Source organism: Allokutzneria sp. A3M-2-11 16, from assembly GCF_024213555.1.
Lineage (GTDB): Bacteria > Actinomycetota > Actinomycetes > Mycobacteriales > Pseudonocardiaceae > Allokutzneria.
On record NZ_JANAVO010000002.1, the window covers coordinates 472,796 to 498,199 of the forward strand.

The window sequence follows — 25,404 nt, forward strand, 5'->3', positions numbered from 1 at the left end:
CCCGAAGCGCGCAAGGGAGCACGCCCACGTGAGCGCCACCGTGACCGCCACCACCACGACCGAGTTCCAGTACACCGACCTGCTGCCACTGGGGCCGGACAACACGGAGTACCGCCTGCTGACCAGCGAGGGCGTCCGTGTCGTCGAGGCTGCGGGCAGGCGGTTCCTGGAGATCGCGCCCGAGGCGCTGACCCTGCTCGCCCGCGAGGCGATCAAGGACATCCAGCACCTGCTGCGGCCGACCCACCTGGCCCAGCTGCGCGCGATCGTGGACGACCCCGAAGCCAGCGGCAACGACCGCTTCGTCGCGATGGACCTGCTGCGCAACGCCTGCATCTCCGCGGGCGGGGTGCTGCCGATGTGCCAGGACACCGGCACCGCGATCGTGATGGGCAAGCGCACCGAGAGCGTGCTCACCGGTGGCGCGGACGAGAAGGCCCTGTCCAAGGGCATCTTCGACGCCTACCAGGAGCTCAACCTGCGGTACTCGCAGCTGGCCCCGGTGACCTTCTGGGACGAACGCAACACCGGGACGAACCTGCCCGCGCAGATCGAGCTGTTCAGCAAGCCCGGAACCGACCCGTACTACGAGTTCCTGTTCATGGCCAAGGGCGGCGGCAGCGCCAACAAGACCTTCCTCTACCAGGAGACGAAGGCGCTGCTGAACCCCTCACGGCTGGCCAAGTTCCTCGACGAGAAGCTGCGCGGCCTGGGCACGGCCGCGTGTCCGCCGTACCACCTGGCGATCGTCGTCGGCGGAACCTCGGCCGAGTACAACCTGAAGGTCGCCAAGCTGGCGTCCGCGCGCTACCTGGACACGCTGCCCACCGAGGGCTCGGCGACCGGGCACGCCTTCCGCGACGTCGACCTCGAACAGCAGGTCCTGGAGATGACCAGGCAGTTCGGCATCGGCGCGCAGTTCGGCGGCAAGTACTTCTGCCACGACGTGCGGGTGATCCGGCTGCCGAGGCACGGCGCGTCCTGCCCGGTGGGTGTCGCGGTGTCCTGCTCCGCCGACCGTCAGGCAAAAGCCAAGATCACCCCGGACGGCGTCTTCTTGGAGCAGCTGGAGCGCGACCCCGCGCGGTTCCTGCCCGAGGTGGCGGGCGAGCAGCTTTCCGACGAGGTCGTGCGCATCGACCTCACGCGGCCGATGAGCGAGATCCGCGCGACCCTGTCCGCGTTGCCGGTGAAAACCCGCCTTTCGCTCACCGGGCCGCTGGTCGTTGCGCGCGACATCGCGCACGCGAAAATCAAGGAACGCCTCGACGCGGGCGAGGAAATGCCGCAGTACCTGCGTGATCACCCCGTTTACTACGCCGGTCCGGCCAAGACGCCGGAGGGCTACGCGTCCGGTTCGTTCGGGCCCACCACCGCCGGGCGGATGGACTCCTACGTCGAGCAGTTCCAGGCCGCGGGCGGCTCGCTGGTGATGCTGGCCAAGGGCAACCGATCCCAGCAGGTCACCGACGCATGCCGGTCGCACGGTGGCTTCTACCTGGGCTCCATCGGCGGTCCGGCCGCGCGGCTGGCCCAGGACTGCATCCGCAAGGTCGAGGTCCTGGAGTACCCGGAGCTCGGCATGGAAGCCGTCTGGAAGATCGAGGTGGAGGACTTCCCCGCGTTCATCGTCGTCGACGACAAGGGCGAGGACTTCTTCGCGGGCACCTCGCAGCCGACGCTGCAGATCTCCTTTCGAAAATAGGACTTTGAGGAGGCGGGTTGAGCGAGAGCGCTGATACTGATCAGCATGAGTGCTCGACCTGTTTCGTCCTGGCTGAGCTTTCCCTGGTTGCCAGGAGAAGCGGTGTTGTTGCACCACCGGCGAGTCAGTGTCCTGCCGCTGATCAGGTTCACCCTGCTGGGGATCATCGCGCTGGTGGGCGCCTTCGCCGAGCCGCGCGTCCTCGGCGTGGAGCCGCCGCGGTGGGTGCTGCCCGCGGTCGCGGTGGCGCTCGCGGTCCTGTCGGTGCTCGGCCGCCGCAACGGCCGGGTGCCCGAAGGGGTGACGTGGGCGGTCCGGGACGGGCGCCGGGTCGGCCTGCTGGCCACCGGCTACCCGGTGCCGGGCGATCCCAGGATCGGTTCGCTGACCTGGTTCGGCCCGGAGATGACCGCCGTGCTCAGCGGATCGCGCGCCCGGCCGGTCAGCGAGACGGCCGTCCGGCTGCTGCGCTGCACCGGCCGCGACGCCGAGGAGGAGCAGTTCCTGGCGCTCGCCCAGGCGCACCCCGCCGAGCTGGTGCTGGCCGATCGGGACGGCGCCGGGCAGGTGCTCGCGCCGCGGATCGGGCTCAGCGGCGGGATCACCCGGTTCAGCCGGGGTGGGCAGCGGGTCCTGAGCTGGTTCTCCGACTCCTCGCCGCAGTGGACGGGCGGGCGGATCACCCTGGAGGACGTGCGCACCATCGCCGCCACCGGGATCGCCCCCGGGCACCGGCTGGAGGAGCTGCTCGGCGGCTTCGCCGCGCCGGTGGAGACCGACGAGCGGCTGGGGCTGGGCTACCCGCGCTGCTGGCCGTCCAGAGTGGACGGACACCCGGACCTGGAGCCCTCGGTGCGGGTCAGCTCACTGCGCGCGGACCTGGCGTTGCAGGTGGAGCTGGACGAGAAGCGCGCGGCCGACGACCCGGAGGAGCAGGTGCGGGTCGAGCACTGGACGCGGCGCTGGCAGGACCGGCTGGACTCGATCGCCTACGAACGAGGACTGGACCGGGTGCCGCCCGCCGAGGTGTCCACGACGCGGCGGGAACTCTCGGACTCGGCGGCGGTGGCCGTGCGGCTGCTGGCGTCGGAGACCGATGTGAGCCCGGTTCCCTTGCGCCCCAAGCTGGTCACGATCGGCGTGCCGGAGCAGCCGTCCACGGTGGCCGTGCTGCGGCCCTCGTCGGCGCGGCACTGGCGGCTGCTGGACAACGCGCTGCTGGTGCTGACCGGAGCGCTACTCGTTGTCGCGGGCTCGGCAATCCTGCCCTGATCCGGTTCCACCACGGCAAAACAGGCGACGGATCGGGGCCACACGGCAATACTCCACGCCATGAGGGCACTGCTCGGCGCGTCGGCGGTGTGCGCGGTACTCGCGTACTTCACCCGCCGCAAGGGAATCACACCTTGAGACGACAGTTGGTTGGCACGTCACGACAACCGCGTCGGCCGCGATACGGAGCCGAGTGCGGCGGAATGGCCTCCACTGTCCACTGTGGCCAGAGCCGCGCTGCTGCTGCGCGCTTCCGGCACGGACGCGCTGGTCAACGCCCTGACGGTGCTGATCGTCATGGGCGCGCTGACCGCGCTGTTCGGCCGGTGAACGAGGTGCGGAGGGCGGCGCTTCCGGCCCCTGCTGCCATCGGCGCCGCCCTCAACGCGGGATTACCTCTTCTCGACCTTCTGCTCGACCGACACCGTGCGCTCGCCAAGCGGCTTGGTCAGCTTGACCTCGACCGGTGGGTAGCGCATGTCCATCGTGCAAGCCTGGGGTTTGGCCGGAACCTTCTCGGTCAGCACCAGTTTGATGCTCTTGTCCGTCTGCTCGACGGCCTCACCGGTGACCTTGCTGCACCCGCCCTCGCGGCCGTAGGTGCCCAGCGTGGCACCGTTGTCCTTCGTCCAGACCAGGCGCTTGTAGCCGTCCATGTCCTGGCTGGCCGGGTCCAGCTGCTTGTCCGGGACCGCGGTGCCGCCCTCGGGCGGCTTCGGGATGGCGATGTTCGGGTCGGACGTCGGCTGACCGGGCGTACTGGACGCGGGCGGGTTGTTCGACGGCTGGCCGCCGAAGCCCACCTCCGAGCCACACGCCGCCATGGCGAGCAACAGCGCTCCGGTGCCGACTACGGTTGCTATGCGTCTCATGCCCTAGAGACGGAAGCTCCCCGGCCCCGGGTTGCTCGGAACCGACATTCATTGAAATGCCAAGGAAAGCTGAACCGGGCGGGTGGTCGTGTGACCACTGTGGATAATGCCCGGCAGCGCAGGTGCCCTTCCCCCGGAGGACAGTGATGACCGGCGCAGCAGAGGCAGACCTCCCGCGCCAGCAGGGCGTGGTCAGCGTGGACCAGCTCGACCCGGAACGGTGCTGGGCGGTCCGCCCGCCCGAGCGGATGCTGCGGGTGCCGATCGGTTTCGACGGCACCGGCGTCCCGGTGACCCTGGACCTCAACCCCAGCCACCACGGCGGCAACGGGCCGCACGCGCTGCTGGTCGGCGCGGCGGGAGCGGGCAAGACGGAGCTGCTGCGCTCGCTGGTGCTCGGCCTGGCCGTGCACCACCACCCCGCGCAGCTGGAGCTGCTGCTCGTCGACCACCTCGGCGGCACGTTCCGCGGGCTGGAACGGCTGCCGCAGGTGCTCGGCGTCGTCGGCCAGTACCCGCCGCACCCCGCGCGCTTCGACATCGACCCGAGCCTGTTCGCCAGGCTGGGCCGGTTCCTGCACTGGCTGGCCGACGAGCGCCTGGGCTGGATGGGGGCGCTGGGCGCGCGCAGCATGGAGGAGTACAACCAGGCCCGCAAGGCCGCCCAGCAGCAGCCGATGCGGCCGATGGTGATCGCCGTCGACCACTACGACGTGCTGGTGGGCCAGTCACTGGAGGTGCGCGACGCGCTGCTGCGGCTGGCCGAGCAGGGCGAGGCGCTGGGCATGCACCTGCTGGTCTCCGGCGAACGGCTGGACCCCGGGGCGCTCGGCGGCCTGGAGCGCAGCCTGTCCTGCCGGATCGTGCTCGGCGCGGGTTCCCCGGCCGAATCGCGGATGCTGCTGGGCACCGAGGACGCCTACGGCCTGCCGCCCGGTGCTGGCTTCCTGACCGGCCCGGTGGGCGGGACCGTGCTGTTCCAGGCCCCTGACCAGGCCGGACTCGTGCAGCCGGTGGCCGACCGGGTGGCTTCCTGGGCCCCGCCCCGGCCGAGGGCGCTGTGGCCGCCGCCGTTGCGGCCGATGCCGCTGGCCGAGGTGCTGGGCTGGCTGTCCATCGACCCGGAGCGCGGGCTGTCCACCGACCAGTGGCAGCCGGGGCGGATGACCGTGCCGCTGGGCAGGCTGGACCACCACGTCAGCGGTCCGGACGGGGAGCTGCCCCGGCTGGAGCTGGACCTGGGCCGCGGCGGCGGGCACGTCGCCGTCTGCGGGCGGCCGGGCTCGGGCGGCACCACCGCGCTGCTGACCCTGCTGACCACGCTCGCGGTCACCCACACCCCGCGCGAGGCCGGGTTCTACTGCCTGGACTTCGACGACAGCGGCAGGCCCGGCCTGGCCGAACTGGACGGGCTGCCGCACACCGCGACCGTGTCCGGGCCCGCCGATCCCGGCCAGGTGCGCCGGGTGCTCGGCGAGCTGACCAGGATCGCCCGCGCCCGCACCGAGCTGTGCCGGGCGAACGGGGTGAGCTCGCCGACCGGGTTCCGGCAGCTGCTGGACGCCTCCGAGCCCGGCCCGCTGCCCCGCGAGGTCTTCCTGGTGGTCGACAACCTGCCGCGGCTGCTGCGCGAGCACCCGGGGGCCGAGGCGGCGTTGCTGGAGATCGCCGCGCGGGGGCCGCTGGTCGGCGTGCACCTGGTGATCACCACCGACCGCTGGGCAGCCCTGCCGCCGCAGCTGGTCGAGCTGGTGCCGACCCGCCTGGAGCTGCGCCTCGCGGAACCGCAGAGCTCCCTGGTGGAGGCGCGGTTGGCCGAGCAGGTCCCGCTGGACGTGCCGGGCCGGGGCATCCTGCTCGACCCCAGGCCGGACGGGGCGGCGGGGGTGCCGAGGCACTTCCAGCTGGCCGCGCCGGTGCTGCCGAGGACGGCGACGCCCGCCGAGGTGTCCGCGCTGATCACCCAGTTCGGCACCGGGATGGGCGTGCCGAGGCTGGAGCCGATGCCCACGATGGTGCGCCCGGAGCAGCTGCCGCCCGCGCCGGGCTCGGCGTTCCCGATCGGCGTGGACGAGGCGCTGGCCCCGGTCTCGCTTGACCCGTTCGGCACGGCGCACATGCTGATCTACGGCGAGCCGGGCAGCGGGCGGACCAACCTGTTGCGCCTGCTCCTGACGGGCATCGCGGAGAACTGCGATCCCGGGGCGGCGCGGATCGTGCTGACCGACCACCGCGGCGGGCTGGCCGACCTGCCGACGCGGCTGGGCAACCACCTGGCGGGCTTCGCGCCCAATCCGGAGTCGCTGCAGCCGATCGTCGAGGACCTGTGCACCGCGATGAGCGCCCGGCTGGCCGCCGCCGACGCCGCGGCGGCCGAGGGCACCGGGCAGGGCTGGGCCGGACCGGAGATCTTCCTGATCGTCGACGACTACGACCACCTCAGCGGCCCGACGCACGATCCCCTGCTGCCCCTGCTGCCGCTGCTGCCCGCGGGCGGGCGGATCGGCCTGCACGTGGTGCTCGCGCGGTCCACCGCCGGGGCGGCCAAGGCGCACTCCGGCCCGATCCTCATGGCCGTGCGCGCCGCGGGGGCGACCGGGGTGCTGCTGTCCGGCGACCCGCAGGAGGGACCGCTGTTCGGTCCGGTCGCGCCGAGCCCGCTGCCGCCCGGCCGTGCGGTGCTGGTCGGCCCGGACGGCAGCTCGACGCTGGTGCAGACGACGTGTCACACCGACGCGGTCTGGCAACCGCCGCTCGCGGAGGAGGACGCACTGCGATGAACCCCGAAACCGTGCCCATGGCCGACCCCGCGGGCGCTCCTCAGCACTGGGAGCCCGCCGCCGAGGCGCCCCCCGCCGCCCCGGACCTGCTGCGCCTGCTCGGCGTACCGGGGATCGAGGCGCTGCACCCGCAGCCCGCGTGGCCGCCGCGCCCCTACGACCGCAGGCTGCGCGCGCCGATCGGGCTCGACCCGGCCGGGGCGCCGGTGGTGCTGGACCTCAAGCAGGTGGAGGCCGGGGGTTTCGGCCCGCACGGCCTGATCGTCGGTGCCGACGGCAGCGGCCGCGACGAGCTGCTGCGCGACGTGCTGCTCGGGTTGGCGCTGACGCACCCGCCGGAGGCGGTGAACTTCGTGCTGCTCGGGCACCGGGACGCGCCGGAGCTGGAGGAGGTGGCCGGGCTGCCGCACGTGCTCGGCACGGCGCTGGACCTGGCGCACTGCCCGCGCCAGCGGCGCCGGATGACCGAGCAGCTGCAGGGCGAGGTGGACCGCAGGCACCAGCTCCAGCTCGACGGCGGGCACCCGAGGTTCCTGGAGTACCAGGAGGCGATCCAGTCCGGGGACAACCTGCCGCAGCTGCCCGCGATCGTCTGCGCGGTCGCGGGCTACGACGTGCTCGCGGCGGACCCGGCGCTGCGGGAGACCCTGCTGTGGGCGGCCAAGGCCGGTCCGCGCGGCGGGCTGCACCTGCTGCTGACCACCAACGAGATCGACACCGAGCAGTTCCGCGGTCTCTACAGCCACCTGGCGTGGCGGATCGCGTTGCGCACCAACGACGAGGAGACCTCGCGGATCGCGCTGGGCACCCCGGACGCGGCGCGGCTGCCGGTCCAGAACCCCGGCACCGGTTTCCTGCGCACCGGGATGACCGGGATGACCGAGTTCCAGGCGGTCACCAGCGGGAGCTCGGCCTCGCGGCTGGTCAGGACGCTGGCCGGGTGGAGCCCGCCGCCGCCGACCGCGTGGCTGCCCGCGCCGGCCCCGCACGACCTGGACACCGTGCTGTACCCGCTGGTGATCACCGACGACGGGCGGCTGCTGGCCAAGCACACGCACTTCTCCCCGCAGGAGCGGTTGTCCACGCCGATCGGCGTGCTCGACGACCCGGGGGCGCTCGCGCACTACTCGCTGCTGTTCGACTTCGCCGGGCCGCACGGGCACCTGGCCGCCTACGGCCAGCCGGGTTCGGGCACCTCGACGGCGCTGTGCACGCTGCTGGCCTCGCTGGCGCTGCGGCACCCGGCCGACCAGGTCGGCTGCCTGCTGGTGGACCTCGACCCCGGGGGCCGTCCGCTGAGCGCGCTGCGCGAGCTGGGCAACGTCCTGGGCAGCGCGGGCGCCGACGAGCCCGAGCAGATCACCGAGCTGGTGTACCGGGCAGGGCAGGTGGTCCGCTCGCGGGAGGCGCTGTTCTCCTCGCTGGGCATCGAGTCGATCGAGGTGCTGCGGCAGCGCAGGCTGCACGGTGAGCCGCTGGACGAATGGCCGTCGGACGTGTTCCTGCTCATCGACGGCTGGCCCCGGCTGCGCGAGCGGTTCCCGGACCTGGTGCCGCTGGTGGAGCACCTGGTCGACTCCGGGCCGCTCTACGGCGTGCACCTGGCGCTGGCCACCGACAGCTGGCAGGCGATCGACCGGCAGATGCGGTCCAAGCTGGGCACGACGCTGGAGCTGCACGAGGCGGGCCGGGGTGTCGAGGCGGGCGGCCACGACATCCAGGTGGCCCGGCCGCGCATCCAGGGCTGCCCGGACCTGCCGACGCTCGCGGCGACCCTGGCGCGGTTCAGCGCGGTCTCCCCGCAGCCCGCTCCCGTGCTCGAAGAGCCGGTCGCCGAGGTGCTGCCCGAGCCCGAGCCAGAGCCGGAAACCCGCGGACCGGAAATCGTTGCGCCGCAAGCACCTCCGCCTCCGCCGCAGAGCACGGTGACCTGGGACCCGGTGGCCAACCCGCACTTCGCGGTGTTCGGCGAGGCGGGCCCCGAACGGACCGGGCTGCTGCGCGCGCTGATGCGCGAGGTCACGCAGCGGCACCCGGCCACGCAGAGCAAGGTGCTGCTCTTCGACTACCGCAGCGAGCTGCGCGACGCCGCGGAGGAGCTGGGCGACCACCTGGTGGGCTACGCCGACGACCCGGAGACGGGCGCGGAGATGCTGCGCGACCTGCACGCCTTGCTGCGCAACAGGTTGCCGCCGGTGGAGGTGCCCGCCGAGGCGGTGCGCGACCGCAACTGGTGGAACGGGCCCGACCTGTACCTGGTCGTCGACGACTACGACGGCGTCAGCGCGGGTCCGATCGGCCTGTCCTGGCTGAGCCCGTTGCTGCCGATCGCCGACGACCTCGGCTTCCACCTGCTGCTCTCGTGCGCGCCGCGGGTGCCGGAGGACCTCGCCGACGATCCGCTGCTGGACCGGCTGTGCGCGCTGTACACGCCGCGCGAGGGCTGATCAGCCCGCCACGCTGAGCGGGCTCCGGGTCTCGGGCGGTAGCACCTTCGCCGCCTGGGCCCGGAGCCACAGCCCCAGCACCACCAGCGCGACGAACTCGCTGACCTCGAAGGCGATCCACGACGGCGCTCGGTAGGCGTCGGGGAGGATCTCCGCCAGCCGGACGGACTTCTCGAACGCCAACAACCCGCAGATCACGGCGACGGCCCGCAACCACGCGACGGGGGCTCGCCACAGCCTCCGGTAGTGCGCAACCAGGTACGCCACCGCGGCGAGCGGCACGTACACGTGGAAGCCCAGCCACATCGTCCAGCTGAGGCTCACGAACGCCGCGACGAAGCCGACCAGCGCCACGAGCCACCACCGCGCCCTGACGGGCGGCGTATCGGAGTGGAACGCGACCAGGGCGCACAGCAGCATGAACGCCTCGACCACGTAGCTGGCCAGCAAGGACCCGGGCGGGCTGCTCAGGCTCGCCACGACGTCGACCGTGGACACCGTCAGCAACAGCAGCGACAGGAGCGCGCCCACCTTCGCCACCCGACGAGCGCCGAGGAGCAGTGCCAGGAACGTCAGCACCGTGGTGCCGTCCATGGCCGCAGTCAGCACCGACCGCAGGTCCCACGGTGGCTGGATGGGGCCGGTGACACCATCGATGGTGACGTAGTGGATGTAGTAGAGCTCCGGGACGACCCGGGACAGCCAGTGGTTCAGCGAGGACGCCACACCGAGCAGCAGGCCGATCAGCGCGACCAGCCGGACGACCTGCCCCTTGACCAACGCTCGCGGGCTGCCCGTGCGGCCGGGCCAGCGGGTGCGGACGGACAACGCCAGGAGGCTGCCGAACTCGCCCCAGCCCGGCCAGCCGAAGTCGTGCCGCACGTCCGCGTCGGGGTCCCGGTTCACGTCCTCAAGGAAGGCCGAGACCATCTCCTCTTCGCGCTCGGCCCGGTACCACCGCGGCAGGACCCGCAGCATCCTGCGGTAACGCAGCTCCAACAGGGTCATGCCGGTCCTCCCTCGAAGCCCCACGCCCGCAGCCGGGACGCGGCGGCCCGCGCGTTGCTCTCCAGCCGCGAGATCTCGGCGTGCAGCGCCCGCGCGCCCTCGTTCGTCAGCCGGTAGTACCGCCGCAACCGGCCCTGGTGCACCTCGTCCCGGTCGTGTTCGACCAGGCCCGACGCCACCAGCCGGTCCAGCACGCCGTACAGCGTTCCCACCCGCAACCGGACGCGCTCCTCGGTCAGCTCCCCCACCGCGCGCACGATCGCGTAGCCGTGCAGGGTCTCCTCCGCCAGCACGGTCAACACCAGGAATGTCTGTTCGTTCATCGCCTCGGACGCCACACCGCCACTATATATCGCTCTCCGATATATACCAACGTCGAGCACGGAGAAGGCCCGTCCGCCGAGTTCGGGGGCTCGGCGGACGGGCCTTCAGCCGGGGTGGGTCGGACGGTCTTCAAGTACCCCCGACCCCCGTCCCAGCGGTCTCAAACCGCCCCCAACCTCGGGGTTCGATGCGGTTTGAGATGCCCGGGGCGGGGGTTCGCAGGACTTGAAGACGTCCCAACCTCGCGCGCTCAGAGGGAGCTGAGCGCCTCGCGGATCGCGGTGAGGCGGGCCGGGGAGGCAAGGCCCGCGTGGTAGACGTGCAGCTCGTCCACGCCCGCCGCCAGGTAGCGCTCGAACTCGGTGCGGAGGGCGTCGGCGTCGACCGGACGGGGCGGGAGGGTCAGGACGTAGGCGGCCAGCCCTCGATCGGGACCCGCGAGGGCGCGCGCGGCCTCAATGCCCGGGACGCTCGCCTCCGGCCCTGGCCAGCAGGTCACCACCACGGTGTCGATGTCCTCGTTGATCACGGGGGCGACGGTGGCGAACGGGCCCGCGGCCCACGGGTCGGCGTTGCCGTGCACGGAGATCGCCGCTCCGGGGGCCAGCGAACGGATCTCCTTGACCAGCAACGATCTCAGGTCGGCCGCGATACCCGTGCGCACATCGCGGAGCCGCTCTGCGAGACCCCCGAGAGCGTCCTCCACCGAGGAAGGCACAGGACCATCCACAGTCGACTTGACGGCCGCGCGGAGCCGGTCGGCGTCGAGGTCGGCCTTGGCGTAGCGCGCGAGGCAGCCGGAGCAGAAGCACAGCGACAGCAGCTGCTGGTGCACCTTTCCCCAGTCCGCGCCGTCGGTCTTCTCATGGTGGCCACCGTGGAAGAAACCCAAGGGCCCACAGGCTTCGAGGATGACGCCCTCCGGCTCGCCGAGCGTGACGATCTCGCGAACCAAAGTCGAACAGTACTCGAGAACGTCCTCATTGGACGGACACAAAGCGTAGGGGTACAGATCTCCGAAAGCGTTGCGCACCACGAGATCCGGGTTCGCCGAGCCCAAGTGGGTGGAGTGCGTCAGCACAGTCCACGCATGCACGGGCAGCCCCACCGAACGCAGGGAGGCCCTTGCCGCACCGAAGGAATCACCAGGCGCCCAGCTCGGTGCGGGCGGAACCAGGCGCCCCTGCCACTCCGAAGGCCGGATAGGCACATAGCAGGCGGCGTGGGCCGCGTTGACCATGCGGTGCTGAGGGTGGAACGGAGTCGCGGCCCGTGTTGTGTGGTAGGAGGCGGCGAGGGCCACCGCATCCACACCGAGGCTCGCGATGCGTTCTGCGGCAGCCGGATCGCCTACGACGTCCCAGGTGTAGGCGTAGGGAATCTTGGTCACCAACGCGGTCGCTTCCTCTCATAGCCCGGCTCGAACCGCTGCATGTACCCGGTGTCATCGCGCTGCCGGATACCGCAGTTCACGTAGTTCTCGTGCAACCGCGCCAGCTTGTCACGGTCCAGCTCGACCCCGAGACCCGGCGTCGTCGGCACCGGAATCGCTCCGTCTACAAAGGACAGCACGCCGGGCACCACCACGTCGTCGGACGCGTTCCACGGGTAGTGCGTGTCGCAGGCGTAGCCCAGGTTCGGCGTGGCTGCGGCCAGGTGGGTCATCGCGGCGAGGCTGATGCCGAGGTGGGAGTTGGAGTGCATGGACAGGCCGATGCCGAAGGTGCGGCAGATCGCGGCCAGCTCGCGCGAGCGGTTCAGCCCGCCCCAGTAGTGGTGGTCGGACAGGATGACCTGCACCGCGCCCAGCTCCACCGACTCCGCCAGGTGCTCGAACGCGACGACGCACATGTTGGTGGCCAACGGGATGTCCACCTTCGCCGCGACCTCCGCCATGCCGGGGATGCTCGGCGTCGGGTCCTCGAAGTACTCCAGGACCCCGGCCAGCTCCCCCGCTACGCGCACGGACGTCTCCGGGGACCAGGCCGCGTTCGGGTCGATGCGGAGCGGGTGGTCCGGGAAAGCCTCCCGCAGCGCGTGCACGGCAGCGATCTCCTGCTCCGGCGGGAAGACGCCGCCCTTGAGCTTGATCGAACCGAAGCCGTACTCGTCGATCATCTTCCGCGCCTGCGCGACGATGCCGTCCGGGGTGACCGCCTCGCCCCACTCGTCGCCCGGCGACCCGGGATGTCCTGCCCACTTGTAGAAAAGGTAAGCGCTGTAAGGAACTTCTGCTCGGACGGCGCCGCCCAGCAGGTCGCTCACCGGGCGCCCGAGGACCTTGCCCTGGACGTCCAGGCACGCCACCTCGAACGGCGAGAACACGCGGTCGATCGTGCCCTCGGCGGTGATCTGCCCGGTGAGACCGTGCTTGTCCGAGTTGCTCGCGCCGCCGAGCACGGTGGAAACCTTGGCGCGCAAGGCGTTCGTCGCGAACACGTCGAGCCCGGCGAGCTGCGGCGCAACCGCGTTCAGCAGGTCGAGGTGGCCCTGGTCGCCGTAGCTCTCGCCGAGCCCGGAGACGCCGTCCTCGGTGATCACCTCGATGATGCTGCGCAGCGCCCACGGTTCGTGCACGCCCGCCGAGTTCAGCAGCGGCGGGTCCGCGAACGCGATCGGCGTGATGACGACCTCGCGGATCTTCACAGCAGCTCCAGGCCCTTGGCGATGATCCGGTCCAGCTCGCGCACGTGCTCCGGTGACGGGTCCACCAGCGGCGCGCGCACCGAACCGACTTCGAGGCCGCGCAAGCGAACTCCGGCCTTGACCAACGAGACCGCGTAGCCGGGCACGGTGTCGCGTAGCTCCACCAAGGGGCGGAAGAACTCGCTGAGGAAAGTGTTGACCTGCGCGGTGTTGCCGGTGGTGACCGCCTCGTAGAAGGCCAGCGAAATCTCTGGGGCGAAACAGAAAACCGCCGAGGAGTACAGCTCCACACCGATACCCCGGTAGGCGGGCACGGTCATCTCCGCGGTGGGCAGACCGTTGAAGAACTGGAAAGGCTTGTGCACGGCTTTGCGGACCGCGAGCACGATGCGCTGCATCTGGTCCAGGTCGCCGAGCCCGTCCTTGAAGCCGACCACGGTGGGCAGGTTCGCCGCCCGCACCGCGCTCTCCGGCGTGAACACCGCGTTGTTGCGCTGGTAGACGATCAGCGGGAGGTCCGACGCGGACGCGACCTGCTCGACGTAGTCGATCAGCCCGTCCGGCGGGGAGCCCACGAGGTAGGGCGGCAGCAGCAGGATGCCGTCTGCACCCGCGCGCTGGGCGATCGCGGCGTACCGGCGGGCCAGCGGCAGCGGACCGCCCGCGCCCGCGAAGACCGGCGCTTTCCCAGCGGTGGCCTCGACCGCGACGCGGACGACGCGCTCGTACTCCTCGGGCTCCAGCGCGTGGAACTCGCCGGTGCCGCAGGCCGCGAAGACGCCGCCGGGTCCCGCGTCCACCCCGTGCTTCACGTGCTCGGCCAGCACCCCCTCGGCCAGCTCGCCGGTCCCGGTGAACGGCGTCACCGGGAAGAACAGCACTCCATCCAGCTGCATGTGAGACCTCACGCGATTCATCCCTTCACCGCACCGGAGGTGATGCCGCGAAGGAAGGATTTCTGAAGGGACAGGTACACCAGCAGGCTCGGCACCAGAGCGAGCAACGCGCCCGCGAGCACGACTCCGGGGCCGACCTGGTCGTCGGAGCGCAGCGAGGCGAGCGCCACGGTGAGCGTGTAGTCGGCCGGTTCGGTGGCCACGATCAGCGGGAGCAGGTACTGGTCCCAGATCATGGTGAAGCCGAACACCGCGACGACGCCGAGGGCCGGGCGGCACAGCGGGACGACGATCTGCGCGAAGATCCGCAGCTCGCCCGCACCGTCCACTTTGGCCGCTTCCTCCAGCTCGGCCGGGATCTCCTTCATGAACTCGGTCATCACGAAGATGGAGAAACCCCAGGCGCCCAAGGGAAGGATCACGCCGAGCAGGGTCCCCTTGAGACCGAGCTGGCCGATCGTCAGCGACAGCGGGATCGCGATGACCTCCTCGGGGAGCATCATCGTGGTGAGCACCGCGAGCATCACCAGCGCCTGCGCGCGGAACTTCTTGCGCGCCAAGGCGTACGCGGCGAACACGCTCACCGACACCTGGAGCAGCAGCCCGCCGCCCGCGATCACCAGTGAGTTGACGAGGTAGCCCCAGATCCCGCGCTCGCCAGCCACCTCGAAGTTGATCGTCGAGGGGTTGTTCGGCAGCAGCGACAGCTTCGTGGGGTCCGGGCTGTGGTCGAACGCGCCGGAGAACACGGTGATCAGCGGCCCGCAGAAGACAAGCAGCGCGGCGACGCACATGGCTGCCCGGCCCACCATGCCCACGCGGCTCGGTCCCCAGCCGAGGGCCGTGTCGCAGTGCCGGGCGACTCCCGCACTCACATGGCCTCCTTGCGCCTGCGGTAGTACTGCACGAGCAGTGTCAGCAACAGGGTCACCAGGAACAGCACCACCGAACCCGCCGACGCGACGCCGAGCTCGTTGCGCTCGAACCCCAGGGAGAACACCCGGGTCATCCACACGTCCGTCGAACCCGCGGGGCCGCCGCCGGTGAGCACGTAGACCTCGGTGAACACCCGCAGGCCACGAATCGCAGCCAGGGTGAGGAGAATCGTGATCACCGGGCGCAGCGCGGGAAGCGTGACGTGGCGCAGCCGTTGCAGCGTCGTGGCTCCGTCGATCGCGGAGGACTCGTAGAGCTGGCGGTCGATCCCGGCCAACCCGGCCAGGATGATCACCATGTCGTAGGGGGCGCCCTTCCAGACGCCGACGCCCATCACTGACCAGAGCGCGGTGTCCGGGCTGTCCAGGAACGGTTGCGCCCCAATGCCGAACCAGCTCAGCACCGAGTTCAGGAAGCCCTCGTCGGCCGGGAAGTACAGCAGCCGCCAGATCTCGCCGACCACCGCGGTCGCCGCCACCACGGGCAGGAACACCGCGGAGCGCACGAACCACAGGGACCTCGCGCTGCCTTCGAGCAGCAGCGCCAACGCGAAGCCGAGGACCATCGCGCCCGCGGTCTGCCCGAAGGCCAGGACCAGCGTGCGGCCCAACGCGGACTGGAACCGCTCGTCGGTCAGCACGGTGACGTAGTTGTCCAGCCCCACCCACAGGTCACCGAGGAACGGGCGGACGTTGAACAGGCTCAGCCGGATGCCCTCGGCCATCGGGATGTACTTGAACAGCAAGAAGATCAGCAGCGCCGGGGCCAGGAACAGCCACGGGGCAAGGGGTCCCGTGAGGCGGCGACGGTGCCGCCGCCTCACGGGGTGGAGCCCAACGGCACCGCCGCCACTAGCCGTCGGGTCCACGTCCTTGGTGGCCAGGGTGGTCACTTCGCGATCCCCTGGGCCTTCAGTTCCTTGTTCAGGTTCGCGGCGAGCTTGCCCAGCTCGGCGCGGACATCGGTGCCGCAGCGGGCGAAGAGCGCGTTCAGCGTCTCCGCGGTCTGCTGGCGGAACGGCTGGAAGTTCGGCACATTCGGGAACGGGCGGGCGCTGTCGGCGTAGACCTTGGCGACCGTGTTCCACCTCGGGTCGCTGTACACCGCGCTCACGTCGACCTTGGAGTTGACCGGAAGGCGCACGACCGGACGCGGAACTCCTTGCATACCAGCCTTCTGCGCGTCCGGCGAGACCATGAACTCGGCGAGCTTCTTCTGGTCGGAGGGCCGCGCGGACCCGGCCATCAAGTACATGTTCTCACCCTCGCCGAGCACCGTGGAACCGTTGGGCCCCTTGGGCGATGCGATGACCTCGTACCTGTCCTTGCCGGGCGCCTTGTCGAAGCGGCCCATCATGTAGGGCCCGGTCAGGTAGATCCCGGCCTTGCCCTGTTCGAAGAACGTGTGCGCGTCGTTGGTGATCGTGGTGAGCGCTCCGGGCTGGACAATCTTGGTATCGCAGAACATCCCGCGAAGCCACTCCACCGCGGAAACCGTTCCGGGCGAGTCCACCGCGACGCGGTACTTCCCGCCCTCTTCGGCCAGGATGTCCCCACCCGCTTGCCAGATATAGGAAGCAGCCCACCATGCGAGGTAGCCGCGATCGGTGGAGCCGGGCACGAGCATGCCGTAGGTGTCGCTCTGCCCGTTGCCGTCCGGGTCCCCGGTGGTGAACGCCTTCGCCAGGTCGACGAGCTCGGCCCACGTGGTCGGCACCGGCTTGCCCAGCTTCTCGCGCCAGTCCTTGCGGATGAAGGTGGCCTGCGCCTGCGTGGAGACCGGGACGGCGTAGTACCTGCCGTCCGCGCCCTTCGCGTTGTTCCAGGCGCGCTCGACCAGGTCCGCACCGCCCGCGAACCCGGCCCGGTCGATCTCGCCGACCATGCCCTGGGACTGGTAGACGCCGAGCGCGCTGACGTCGGTGATCACCAGGTCCGGCAGGTCCTTCGAGGCGGCCCGCTCCTGCATGCGCTTGTCGAAGTCGTTGTAGACCGGCTTGTAGTCGATCTTGATGCCGGTCTTGGCGGTGAAGTCCGAGAAGATCTTCTCGTAGACCTTCGCGGTGTCTTCAAGACTGCGAGTCCAGACCTCCAGCGGGGCGTTCGGATCGCCCTGAGACGCGCTCGTCCCGCACCCCGTGGCGAGGAGGGCCACCGCGGCCAGGACGGCCGCGCTATGCCGGACTCCGGACATCAGCCCCTCCTTGGAAGTTCACATTTCTGAACGTCAGTCGTACTTGTGAACGAACATGAGGGACTGTAAGAATCGGCTCCACGCGCTGTCAAGAGGTCGGCGCGCCGGGAATCGAGGAGGCGTCGTGAGCGAAGCGGTCACGGGAACCACCAGCCGCCCCGCCGCGGTGAAGTCGGCCGACCGCACGGTCGAACTGCTGGAGGTGCTTGCCTCCTTCGATCGCAGGATGACGCTGACCGAGCTGCACCGCGAGCTGAGCTATCCCAAGTCCAGCCTGTACATGCTGTTGCAGACCCTGGTGGCGCGGGGCTGGATCGAGGTCGACCCGGATCGCGGCACCTACGGCATCGGCGTCCGCGCGCTGCTCGTCGGAACGTCCTATTTGGACCACGACCCCGTTGTGCGCACGGCGATCCGGCTGATGGAGCAGATCCGGCTGGAGATCAACGAGACGGTCCACCTCGCCCGGCTGGACGGCCCGAACGTGGTCTACCTGGCCAGCCGCGAGTCCGAGCACCACCTGCGCGTGGTCTCCCGCGTCGGGCGCAGGTTGCCCGCCTTCAGCACCGCGCTCGGCAAAGCGGTGCTGTCCACGCGTCCGCCGGAAGAGCTGGAGTCCTTGCTGCCCAAGGACATGGAGCCACTCACGGCGAACACCGTGACCGACCCGGACGCGTTGCGGACGCAGCTGGCCGAGTTCCGCTCGCTGGGTTATGCCTTCGAGCGCGAGGAGAACACCCCCGGACTGTGCTGCTTCGCCGTGGCGCTGCCCTACCGCAGCCCGGTGACCGACGCGCTCAGCTGCTCGGTTCCCGTGGCCCGCCTCGACGACGAGCACGAGCACCAGGTCATCTCCGCCCTGCTCGGCGCCGCCCGCACGCTGAGCGAACTGCTCCGCCAGCCCGGTCTCACCAGTCTCTAGGAAGGTTTTCTCCCTGTGTCAGAACGGATTCTGCTCACCGGAGCCGCCGGTGGGGTCGGCACCCTGATGCGCCCCAGGCTGGGCAAGCCCGGTCGTGTGCTGCGCCTGCTGGACATCGCCGAGATCACCGCCGGTGACTCGGAGGAGGTCATCCGCGCCTCGGTGACCGACATGGACGCGATGGAACGCGCCTGCGCGGGTGTGGACGCGGTCCTGCACCTCGGCGGGCACAGCCTTGAGGCGTCGTGGAAAGACGTCCTCGACGTCAACATCAACGGCACCTACACCGTCTTCGAGGCGGCGCGCAGGCAGGGCGTGCGGCGGGTGATCTTCGCGAGCTCCAACCACGCCGTCGGTTTCGTGCCGCGCTCCGCGGGCGAGGTCGGCGACTACGCGTTCCCGCGCCCGGACACCAATTACGGCGTCGGCAAGGTCGCGGGCGAGGCGATCGGTTCGCACTACGCCGACCGCTACGGCATGGACGTGATCAGCGTCCGCATCGGTTCGTGCTTCGAGAAGCCGCGCGACACCAGGATGCTGTCCACCTGGATGTCCCCCGACGACGGCGCCCGGTTGTTCGAGGCGTGCCTGTCCACGCCGAACCCGGGCTACCGCGTGGTGTGGGGCGTCTCGGACAACACCCGCGGCTGGTTCAGCCTGGCCGAGGCGAAGGCGATCGGGTACCTGCCGCAGGACGACTCCGAGGTCTTCGCGGCGGAGTTGATCGCCGAGCACGGGGAACCACGGTTGGACGAGGACCCGCACCGCTTCGTCGGCGGCGCGTGGTGCGGGCCGGACATGGACACGGCACGGAAGGAGGCGGGTCAGTGAGCGTCCAAGGCTACGAACCCCGCACTGGCAAGGCTTTCGGCGACCCGATTCCGTTCACTTCGGACGGTGGCGTCGGCGAGATCGTCGGTGCGGCGGCGCGCGCGTTCCCGGCGTGGTCCGGGCTCGCCTCCGCCGAGCGCGGCGCCGTGCTGGAGCGGCTGGCCGACGCGCTCGACGCCGAGTCGGAGGTGCTGATCGCCACCGCCGACACCGAGACCGCCCTGGGCGTTCCCCGGCTGACCACCGAACTGAAGCGCACGACGAATCAGCTGCGACTGTTCGCCGGTGTGCTCACCGAGGGCAGCTACCGCGAGGCCACGATCGACTCGCCGAACCCCGGCATCATTCCGCCGCGCCCCGACCTGCGCCGCATCCTGCAGCCGCTCGGCGTCGTCGCGGTGTTCTCGGCGAGCAACTTCCCGTTCGCGTTCTCCGTCGCGGGCGGCGACACCGCGTCAGCGCTGGCGGCGGGCTGTTCCGTTGTGGTGAAAGCACATTCCGCGCACCCGCAGACTTCGCGGGAGACCGCGCGCGTGGTCGCTTCCGTGCTGCCGGAAGGTGTCTTCGGCATCGTCTACGGCGCTGAGGCGGGTCGCGTCCTCGTGCAGCACCCTTCGGTGAAGGCGGTGGGCTTCACCGGTTCCACCGCAGGCGGGCGGGCGCTGTTCGACCTCGCTCAGGGCCGCCCGGAGCCGATCCCGTTCTACGGCGAGCTGGGCAGCGTGAACCCGGTTGTCGTGCTCCCCTCGGCGGCCGCGAACCGTTCCGCCGAGCTGGCAGAGGGTTTCGCGCAGTCCCTGACCATGGGGGTCGGGCAGTTCTGCACCAACCCGGGCTTGCTGTTCGCTCCTTCGTCCATTGTGGACTCGCTGGCCGCCGAGATCGGTGACACGGGCGGTGGCGCGATGCTGACCGAGCGCATGCGCGACTCCTACCAGTCCACTGTGGACAGTCTGTCCGCGCACTCGTCGGTGCGTCTCGTCGCGAGCGGCTTGGGCCCGGACGAGGGCTGGGGTGTCACGCCGCGGCTGTACCAGGTCTCGCTCAAGGACTTCGTCGCCGACAAGGAGAAGCTGACCGAGGAGTGCTTCGGCCCGGCGGGAATCGTTGTCACCTATGACGATCCCGCTGAGCTGATCGATGTGCTGAGCACCCTGGAAGGCAGCCTGACGGCCACCGTGCACGCCGACCCGGACGACCACGCCGCCGCCGCGTTGGTGCTCGACGAGATCCGGCGCTTCGCGGGGCGCCTGGTGTTCAACGGCTGGCCGACCGGGGTCGCGGTGAGCTGGGCGATGCACCACGGCGGCCCCTGGCCCGCGACCACGTCCCCGCTGCACACGTCGGTGGGCGCCACCGCCATCCGCCGCTGGCTGGCCCCCGTGACCTACCAGTCGTGGCCCGACGCCCTCCTCCCCCCGGAGCTCCAGGACGCCAACCCGCTCAACATCCCCCGCCGCGAGGACGGCGTCCTGGTAATCCCGTAACCCCAGTCCCAGCCGGGTTCTCCCGTCTTCAAGTACACCCCACCCCCTCCCCCGCCGTCTTTAACCGCCCCCAACCCCCACCAGGGTGTGGTGCTGTTTGAGACGTTCTGGGAGGGGGTGCGTGGTACTTGAAGACGGGCCTACCTCCGCTGGGAGGGGAGATGCGGGAAATGCGGTGCGGGGTGGGGGCGGGCCAAGTACGTTGTGGCGCATGGCGATTACGACGATTCCCGGTCAGCAGGCGGACATCCGCCTTTGGACCCGTGCCGAGGACGTCGAACCCATCGCCATGCGCCAGCTGCACAACATCGCGGCTCTGCCCTGGGTGGTGAAGCACGTCGCGGTGATGCCGGACGTGCACTACGGCAAGGGCGCAACGGTGGGTTCGGTCATCGCGATGCGAGACGCTGTCTCGCCCGCGGCTGTCGGTGTGGACATCGGCTGCGGCATGTCCGCGGTCCGCACATCGCTGCGCGCGGCCGACCTGCCCGACGACCTGCGACGGCTGCGCACCGGTATCGAGAAGGCGGTCCCGGTCGGCTTCGGCATGCACCGCGGCGACGTCGCGTTCCGCGCCGGTGACGCCGACAACGACAAGGCGGGCTGGGACCGCTTCTGGGCGCGCTTCGAGGACCTCACGCCCGCCGTGCGGGGCCAGTCGGAGCGTGCGCTGATGCAGATGGGCAGCCTCGGTGGCGGCAACCACTTCATCGAGGTCTGCCTCGACGAGGAGGGCGCGGTCTGGCTGATGCTGCACTCCGGTTCGCGCGGGATCGGCAACATCCTGGCCCAGCACCACATGGAGGTCGCGCGCGGTCTCCAGCACAACCAGGCGCTGCCCGACCCCGACCTCGCGGTGTTCCTCGCGCACACCCCGCAGATGAAGGCCTACCGGCACGACCTGTACTGGGCGCAGGAGTACGCGCGCCGGAACCGGGCCGTGATGATGCGGCTCGTCTACGACGTGGTGCGCAAGCAGTTCCCGCGGGTGAAGTTCGACGAGGCGATCAGCTGTCACCACAACTACGTCGCCGAGGAGACCCATTTCGGCGAGGAGGTCCTGGTGACCCGCAAGGGCGCGATCCGGGCCGGACACGGCGACCTGGGCATCATCCCGGGCTCGATGGGGACGGGGTCCTACATCGTGCGCGGGCTGGGCAACCCGGAGTCGTTCTGCTCCGCCTCGCACGGCGCGGGCCGTCGGATGTCGCGGAACGCGGCGCGCAAGCGCTTCACCGCGGAGGACCTGGCCGAGCAGACGCGGGGCGTGGAGTGCCGCAAGGACTCCGGCGTGGTCGACGAGATCCCGGGCGCCTACAAGAACATCAACGAGGTGATCGCGAACCAGAAGGACCTGGTCGAGGTCGTCGCGAAGCTGCGCCAGGTGGTCTGCGTCAAGGGCTAGGTCGTATCTCGCAGGTCCGTGTTCGCGATAGCCGGGCCGAGCCCGCCCCTGGCTGCGTCGGCGGAAAGCCCACGTACAACACCGGTACGCGGTCTTCCCGCCGTCTTGCCAGGAACGACCTCGATCCCGACTCTCATCGAACGAGACCTGCGAGACACGCCCTAGACACAGCAAGGGCGCCCCGGTGGTCCGGGGCGCCCTTGGTCGTGTTCAGGCTTCGAGCGCGGGGGCGTTGATGGCCTCGACCACGCGGTCCTGTTCGGCGCTGCGCGGGTGCCACCAGCCGGAGCAGCCGTTGATGCAGGGATGACGCATCTCGCGGAGTTCGTAGCTTCCGGAAACCGGGACCGGCTGCGTCCAGACGATGTCTCCGGTTCCGTCGCACAGACGGCAGTCCGTGCCGTGGAGCTCACCCGGGGATCTCGCCAAGTCCACCGCATCTCCCACATGTCGCGTAGTCATCCTCGGGGATGACACCCGCGCCCAGGCAGGCCGGGCACGTTCGCATCCTGGGACCGTCGTTCATGGTGTCACTCCCTTGTCACGGATGCCAGGCCGGGCGGTCAACCGGAGTCACCCGGTTGGTGGTCGACCTGGCTGGGCCGAAAAGCCGTACCCCAAGCACATAGCGCACCCGACCGGGTGGTGGGCGCGGAGACGCGTGCCCAGACCGGCAATCACCTGATCACCGGGGCAACACCCGACGAACGGCGGTGCCCCGACCGGGGCACCGCCGTCCCGAGTTGATCACCTTAGCGGGTGATCTTGCGCAGCCCGATGATCTGCAGCACCGCCAACGCGCCGACGACCACGGCCTGGAAGACGACGTAGAAAACGCCCCAGTCGGTCAGCGGGAACCAGCCGCTGAACGCGACCGCCAGGCTGTCCACCGACCAGACCAGGTTCACCAGCGCCACGCTCCACACGGCTTTCGGATTGATCGTGGCCCGCGTTCCGACGAACCACACGGCGATCCCGACAGCGAGCAGGAAAGCCCCGACAGGGGTCAGCACACCGGCGGGCAGGCCGAGCAGCGGACCGATAAGGCCCGCGGCGAGCAGATATGCGGCACCGTTCGCCCCGGTACCCACCCCGTCGATCTTCAGAACGACGCGAAGGAAAGCGTCCTTGCGGGTGTTGGTGATGGTGCTCATGTATCCGTCCTCCTGGCTTCAGCGTCTGTTGCCGAGAGCCAAGTTAGGTCGGAAACCACTGCCAACAGCAGGCGTCGCACTGCCATCCACTGCCAGTTTCAGTCGCTCACCTGGGAGTTCGCTGGCGCAGCCCGGCCGCGACGAGTTTCGCGGCCGCGTTCTGCCAGTTGTAGAGCGTCCGCTCGGGAACCGTTCGGGAGAACCACTGCAAGGCGCGCTTGGTGGTGTCGTCGAGCTTGTCGTTGCGGTCGCGGCGGCTGTACGGGCGCAGTCCGAGGACGTACGGGAAATAAAGCGCGTTGTAGTAGCGCCACTCGTCGCTGGTGCCGAACTCCCCCTCGCTCGGCTTGAGCTGAAGAATCCCGTTCAACAACAGCCTCTTCAGCTCGTTGGCGCGTTCCAGGGGCTGATCCGGAAGATTCCGCTCGACGAGACCTTCGGTGATGCTCGGCAACATGGTGAGCGGACTGCTCACCAGGCGACCGAGATCTCCGTAATTGCCGAGCGCCCGCCGCGTGAGTTTCGCGAACTCCGCGTCGTCGAGCCCGTCGAGCACCGGATCATTCGCGCGACGCGGCAAAGCCTCCCCGGCTTCACGGAGTTCCGCCCGCGCCCGACGCAGTTCTGGCGCGTCGGCGAAAGCCACCCGATCGAGCACCGATTGCAGGGGGTTGGCGAGCACTTGAACGCTGATCGCGGCGGCGACGCTGCCGAGCAGCAACGCGGTCAACGGCAGGGTCGCTCCGGAGGACAACGCCATCGCCAGCCCGACCTGGCCGCCGAAGACGACGGCGATCGCCGCGGCGGTGAGCACCGACCGGCCCATGTCCGCGCGGATCGCCTGCCCCTCGTCGAAGGCGTCGAACACGGCGATGCCCAGGCCGAGCAGCACCAGGTCCACGCCCATCCCCGTGACCACGACCCACGACGGCAGGAAGGACGTCGGCAGCACCACCAGGACGGCGGAGAGCACCAGGAGCATGCTCACGACGAGCAGGGCCGTCCGGACGGGCGCGGGCCGGAGCCGGGCGCGGTGCCTGACGAGCAGTCCGAGGCTGACCACCAAGGGCAGCAACACATCCACGGCGCGGAGCAGGCGCGCCCACTCGGAGTCGATCACTAGTGGCACGAGCACGAGGAGGCCCAGCGGCACGAGCCAGATCCGCCACCACCGGTGGTACTTCTCCGGCAGCAGCGCCACCGCGACCCCGCTCCATGCGAGCGGCGGTACGCAGACGAACACCCCTTGGACTTCGCGCAGCACGTCTTGGGACTGCGCGTGCGGCAGGAGCGCCTCGACGGCGAGCGCCGCGGCGTAGGCGAGCAGGCCGACCCCGGCGCGGACCAACGTGGGCTTCTTGGGGTCCCGGGCGATCAGGTACAACCCGAGCCACCAGGCCACTCCGAACGCGACAACGCTCACCACGCCCCCAGCCTGCCACCCCGCCCCCGCCGACGTACCCAATGCGGCATTCGTTACGTCTGGCGAAACAAATGCCACATTGGGTACGTCTCCGCGGCGTGGGTGGTGAGTGGGGATCCACCCACGCCGTCTCTCGTCTTGCCCTCCACCACCTCGCCACGCCACGCTTGAAACGGGGGGTCCCCCGGCGCGGGCGAAAGCCACCCTCGCCCGCGCGTTCCGAAGTGAGCCCGGGGTCGAGCTGAATGCTCACAGCGGTGGGGATCGGCGCATGGCGAGTTCGTAGCGCGCGGGGTCGCTGGGCAGCGGCACGCGGTCGCCGGTGAACGAGAAACCCAAGCGGACGTAGAAGCGGACGGCCGCGGTGTTGTCCTCGGCGACCCACATCGTCATCGGGGATGGCGCTGCCCACGCGAGGACGGCCTCGACCACGGCGGCGGCGAGGCCGGTGCCGCGCGCGGACGGGGCGGCCCAGACGGAGACCAGCTCGCGGGAGGACGTGCCGGACGCCAGGGCCGACAGGGCGCCGGACGAGTAGCCCAGGTAGGTCACGCCGCGGGAAAGCCGGCCACGCCACTGGGTTTCGGTGAACGGCTCCTCGCGGGCCAGGGTGGAGCCGAACGCGTACGGCGCCTCGGCCAGTGCGGCCAGGCGGACGTCGCGGTACTGCTCCCACTCCTCGGAGCCGGCGCGGCGGATGTCCACGACGGCACGGTAGGGCTCAGCCGGGGTCCTGCAAACCGAGTTCTATCGAGTCGACCTCGGCGGCGATGGTCGCGTCGACGAGGCTGTCCAGCAACGCCTCGCAGTCGCGGTCCTCGGTGCCGAAGTCGGGCAGCAACTCCGACCAGATCTCCTCGCTGTTCCAGAACACCGAGGACACCTCGTCGACGGTGTTGAGGTAGCGCAGTCTGCGGTCGGTCTCCGGGAGGCGGGCGAGGAAGTCGGCGAACTCGGCGACGGCGTCGGGCACGGCCAGCTCGACGGGACCGGTACCGAGGACGCATTCCTTGAGGCGGGCGAGGAAGTCGGCGGTGAAGGCCATCTGATCACCCCATCCGGCGCGCGGATCTCGCCCAAGGGTAAGCCCCGCGCGGCGCACG

At 70.3% G+C, this 25,404-nt stretch carries 23 protein-coding genes; 9 read left to right on the forward strand and 14 right to left on the reverse strand.

Annotated features, from left to right (window positions below; all coding sequences use genetic code 11):
- The first annotated feature begins 28 nt into the window (after nucleotides 1–28).
- From NLX83_RS20315 to NLX83_RS20325, 3 genes are all read left to right on the forward strand, one after another.
- Nucleotides 29–1,705 (forward strand): fumarate hydratase, encoded by a 1,677-nt coding sequence (locus tag NLX83_RS20315; RefSeq protein ID WP_374118779.1) that lies wholly within the window; start codon nucleotides 29–31, stop codon nucleotides 1,703–1,705.
- 45 nt (nucleotides 1,706–1,750) lie between these two features.
- Entirely contained in the window at nucleotides 1,751–2,977 is a 1,227-nt protein-coding gene (locus tag NLX83_RS20320; protein WP_254236656.1) for a hypothetical protein, read from the forward strand.
- 150 nt (nucleotides 2,978–3,127) lie between these two features.
- Complete coding sequence (locus NLX83_RS20325) at nucleotides 3,128–3,307, forward strand: hypothetical protein (RefSeq protein ID WP_254236657.1); 180 nt, start codon at nucleotides 3,128–3,130, stop codon at nucleotides 3,305–3,307.
- 62 nt (nucleotides 3,308–3,369) lie between these two features.
- On the opposite strand, the gene NLX83_RS20330 is transcribed toward NLX83_RS20325, so the two are convergent.
- The gene (locus NLX83_RS20330) at nucleotides 3,370–3,849 is read right to left on the reverse strand and encodes a hypothetical protein (RefSeq protein ID WP_254236658.1); all 480 of its coding nucleotides are present in this window, start codon (nucleotides 3,847–3,849) and stop codon (nucleotides 3,370–3,372) included.
- Nucleotides 3,850–3,995: 146 nt separating this feature from the next.
- Here NLX83_RS20330 and eccCb point away from each other — a divergent pair, with 146 nt between their 5' ends.
- Nucleotides 3,996–6,629 carry a type VII secretion protein EccCb gene (gene eccCb / locus NLX83_RS20335; protein WP_254236659.1) on the forward strand — a complete coding sequence of 878 codons (2,634 nt, stop codon included), beginning with the start codon at nucleotides 3,996–3,998 and terminating at the stop codon, nucleotides 6,627–6,629.
- The gene (locus NLX83_RS20340) at nucleotides 6,626–9,076 is read left to right on the forward strand and encodes an FtsK/SpoIIIE domain-containing protein (RefSeq protein WP_254236660.1); all 2,451 of its coding nucleotides are present in this window, start codon (nucleotides 6,626–6,628) and stop codon (nucleotides 9,074–9,076) included. Before eccCb ends, NLX83_RS20340 begins: the two co-directional genes overlap by 4 nt.
- On the opposite strand, the gene NLX83_RS20345 is transcribed toward NLX83_RS20340, so the two are convergent.
- The 8 genes from NLX83_RS20345 to NLX83_RS20380 all read right to left on the reverse strand — a co-directional run bounded on the left by NLX83_RS20345 (nucleotide 9,077) and on the right by NLX83_RS20380 (nucleotide 17,079).
- Entirely contained in the window at nucleotides 9,077–10,084 is a 1,008-nt protein-coding gene (locus tag NLX83_RS20345) for a hypothetical protein (RefSeq protein ID WP_254236661.1), read from the reverse strand.
- On the reverse strand, nucleotides 10,081–10,407 hold the full coding sequence (locus NLX83_RS20350; RefSeq protein ID WP_254236662.1) for a PadR family transcriptional regulator: 327 nt from the start codon (nucleotides 10,405–10,407) through the stop codon (nucleotides 10,081–10,083). The genes NLX83_RS20345 and NLX83_RS20350 overlap by 4 nt, the downstream gene beginning before the upstream one ends.
- A 251-nt stretch (nucleotides 10,408–10,658) precedes the next feature.
- The gene (locus NLX83_RS20355; RefSeq protein WP_254236663.1) at nucleotides 10,659–11,798 is read right to left on the reverse strand and encodes a hypothetical protein; all 1,140 of its coding nucleotides are present in this window, start codon (nucleotides 11,796–11,798) and stop codon (nucleotides 10,659–10,661) included.
- Nucleotides 11,795–13,054 carry a glucarate dehydratase family protein gene (locus NLX83_RS20360; RefSeq protein ID WP_254236664.1) on the reverse strand — a complete coding sequence of 420 codons (1,260 nt, stop codon included), beginning with the start codon at nucleotides 13,052–13,054 and terminating at the stop codon, nucleotides 11,795–11,797. The genes NLX83_RS20355 and NLX83_RS20360 overlap by 4 nt, the downstream gene beginning before the upstream one ends.
- Complete coding sequence (locus NLX83_RS20365) at nucleotides 13,051–13,950, reverse strand: 5-dehydro-4-deoxyglucarate dehydratase (RefSeq protein WP_254236665.1); 900 nt, start codon at nucleotides 13,948–13,950, stop codon at nucleotides 13,051–13,053. The genes NLX83_RS20360 and NLX83_RS20365 overlap by 4 nt, the downstream gene beginning before the upstream one ends.
- A gap of 17 nt (nucleotides 13,951–13,967) precedes the next feature.
- A complete protein-coding gene (locus NLX83_RS20370) occupies nucleotides 13,968–14,825 on the reverse strand; it encodes a carbohydrate ABC transporter permease (RefSeq protein WP_254236666.1) in 858 nt (285 codons plus the stop codon).
- A complete protein-coding gene (locus tag NLX83_RS20375; protein ID WP_254236667.1) occupies nucleotides 14,822–15,778 on the reverse strand; it encodes a carbohydrate ABC transporter permease in 957 nt (318 codons plus the stop codon). The genes NLX83_RS20370 and NLX83_RS20375 overlap by 4 nt, the downstream gene beginning before the upstream one ends.
- Nucleotides 15,775–17,079 (reverse strand): ABC transporter substrate-binding protein, encoded by a 1,305-nt coding sequence (locus NLX83_RS20380; protein WP_254236668.1) that lies wholly within the window; start codon nucleotides 17,077–17,079, stop codon nucleotides 15,775–15,777. Before NLX83_RS20380 ends, NLX83_RS20375 begins: the two co-directional genes overlap by 4 nt.
- Before the next feature lie 124 nt (nucleotides 17,080–17,203).
- Here NLX83_RS20380 and NLX83_RS20385 point away from each other — a divergent pair, with 124 nt between their 5' ends.
- The 4 genes from NLX83_RS20385 (at nucleotide 17,204) to NLX83_RS20400 (ending at nucleotide 21,724) form a co-directional block, all read left to right on the forward strand.
- The gene (locus NLX83_RS20385; RefSeq protein ID WP_254236669.1) at nucleotides 17,204–18,001 is read left to right on the forward strand and encodes an IclR family transcriptional regulator; all 798 of its coding nucleotides are present in this window, start codon (nucleotides 17,204–17,206) and stop codon (nucleotides 17,999–18,001) included.
- Nucleotides 18,002–18,016: 15 nt separating this feature from the next.
- A complete protein-coding gene (locus tag NLX83_RS20390) occupies nucleotides 18,017–18,832 on the forward strand; it encodes an NAD-dependent epimerase/dehydratase family protein (protein ID WP_308209344.1) in 816 nt (271 codons plus the stop codon).
- Nucleotides 18,829–20,319 (forward strand): aldehyde dehydrogenase (NADP(+)), encoded by a 1,491-nt coding sequence (locus NLX83_RS20395; RefSeq protein WP_254236670.1) that lies wholly within the window; start codon nucleotides 18,829–18,831, stop codon nucleotides 20,317–20,319. The genes NLX83_RS20390 and NLX83_RS20395 overlap by 4 nt, the downstream gene beginning before the upstream one ends.
- A 211-nt stretch (nucleotides 20,320–20,530) precedes the next feature.
- Nucleotides 20,531–21,724, forward strand: a complete 1,194-nt coding sequence (locus NLX83_RS20400; protein ID WP_254236671.1) for an RtcB family protein — start codon at nucleotides 20,531–20,533, stop codon at nucleotides 21,722–21,724.
- 210 nt (nucleotides 21,725–21,934) lie between these two features.
- Here the strand turns inward: NLX83_RS20400 and NLX83_RS20405 are convergent, their stop codons facing one another.
- The 5 genes from NLX83_RS20405 to NLX83_RS20425 all read right to left on the reverse strand — a co-directional run bounded on the left by NLX83_RS20405 (nucleotide 21,935) and on the right by NLX83_RS20425 (nucleotide 25,346).
- A complete protein-coding gene (locus NLX83_RS20405; RefSeq protein ID WP_254236672.1) occupies nucleotides 21,935–22,159 on the reverse strand; it encodes a hypothetical protein in 225 nt (74 codons plus the stop codon).
- A gap of 317 nt (nucleotides 22,160–22,476) precedes the next feature.
- Nucleotides 22,477–22,878, reverse strand: coding sequence for a hypothetical protein (locus NLX83_RS20410; RefSeq protein WP_254236673.1), 402 nt, complete (start codon nucleotides 22,876–22,878; stop codon nucleotides 22,477–22,479).
- Nucleotides 22,879–22,984: 106 nt separating this feature from the next.
- Nucleotides 22,985–24,304, reverse strand: a complete 1,320-nt coding sequence (locus tag NLX83_RS20415) for a hypothetical protein (protein WP_254236674.1) — start codon at nucleotides 24,302–24,304, stop codon at nucleotides 22,985–22,987.
- Between the two features lie 246 nt (nucleotides 24,305–24,550).
- Nucleotides 24,551–25,006, reverse strand: a complete 456-nt coding sequence (locus tag NLX83_RS20420) for a GNAT family N-acetyltransferase (RefSeq protein WP_254236675.1) — start codon at nucleotides 25,004–25,006, stop codon at nucleotides 24,551–24,553.
- 16 nt (nucleotides 25,007–25,022) lie between these two features.
- A complete protein-coding gene (locus NLX83_RS20425; protein ID WP_254236676.1) occupies nucleotides 25,023–25,346 on the reverse strand; it encodes a hypothetical protein in 324 nt (107 codons plus the stop codon).
- Nucleotides 25,347–25,404 lie beyond the last annotated feature (58 nt).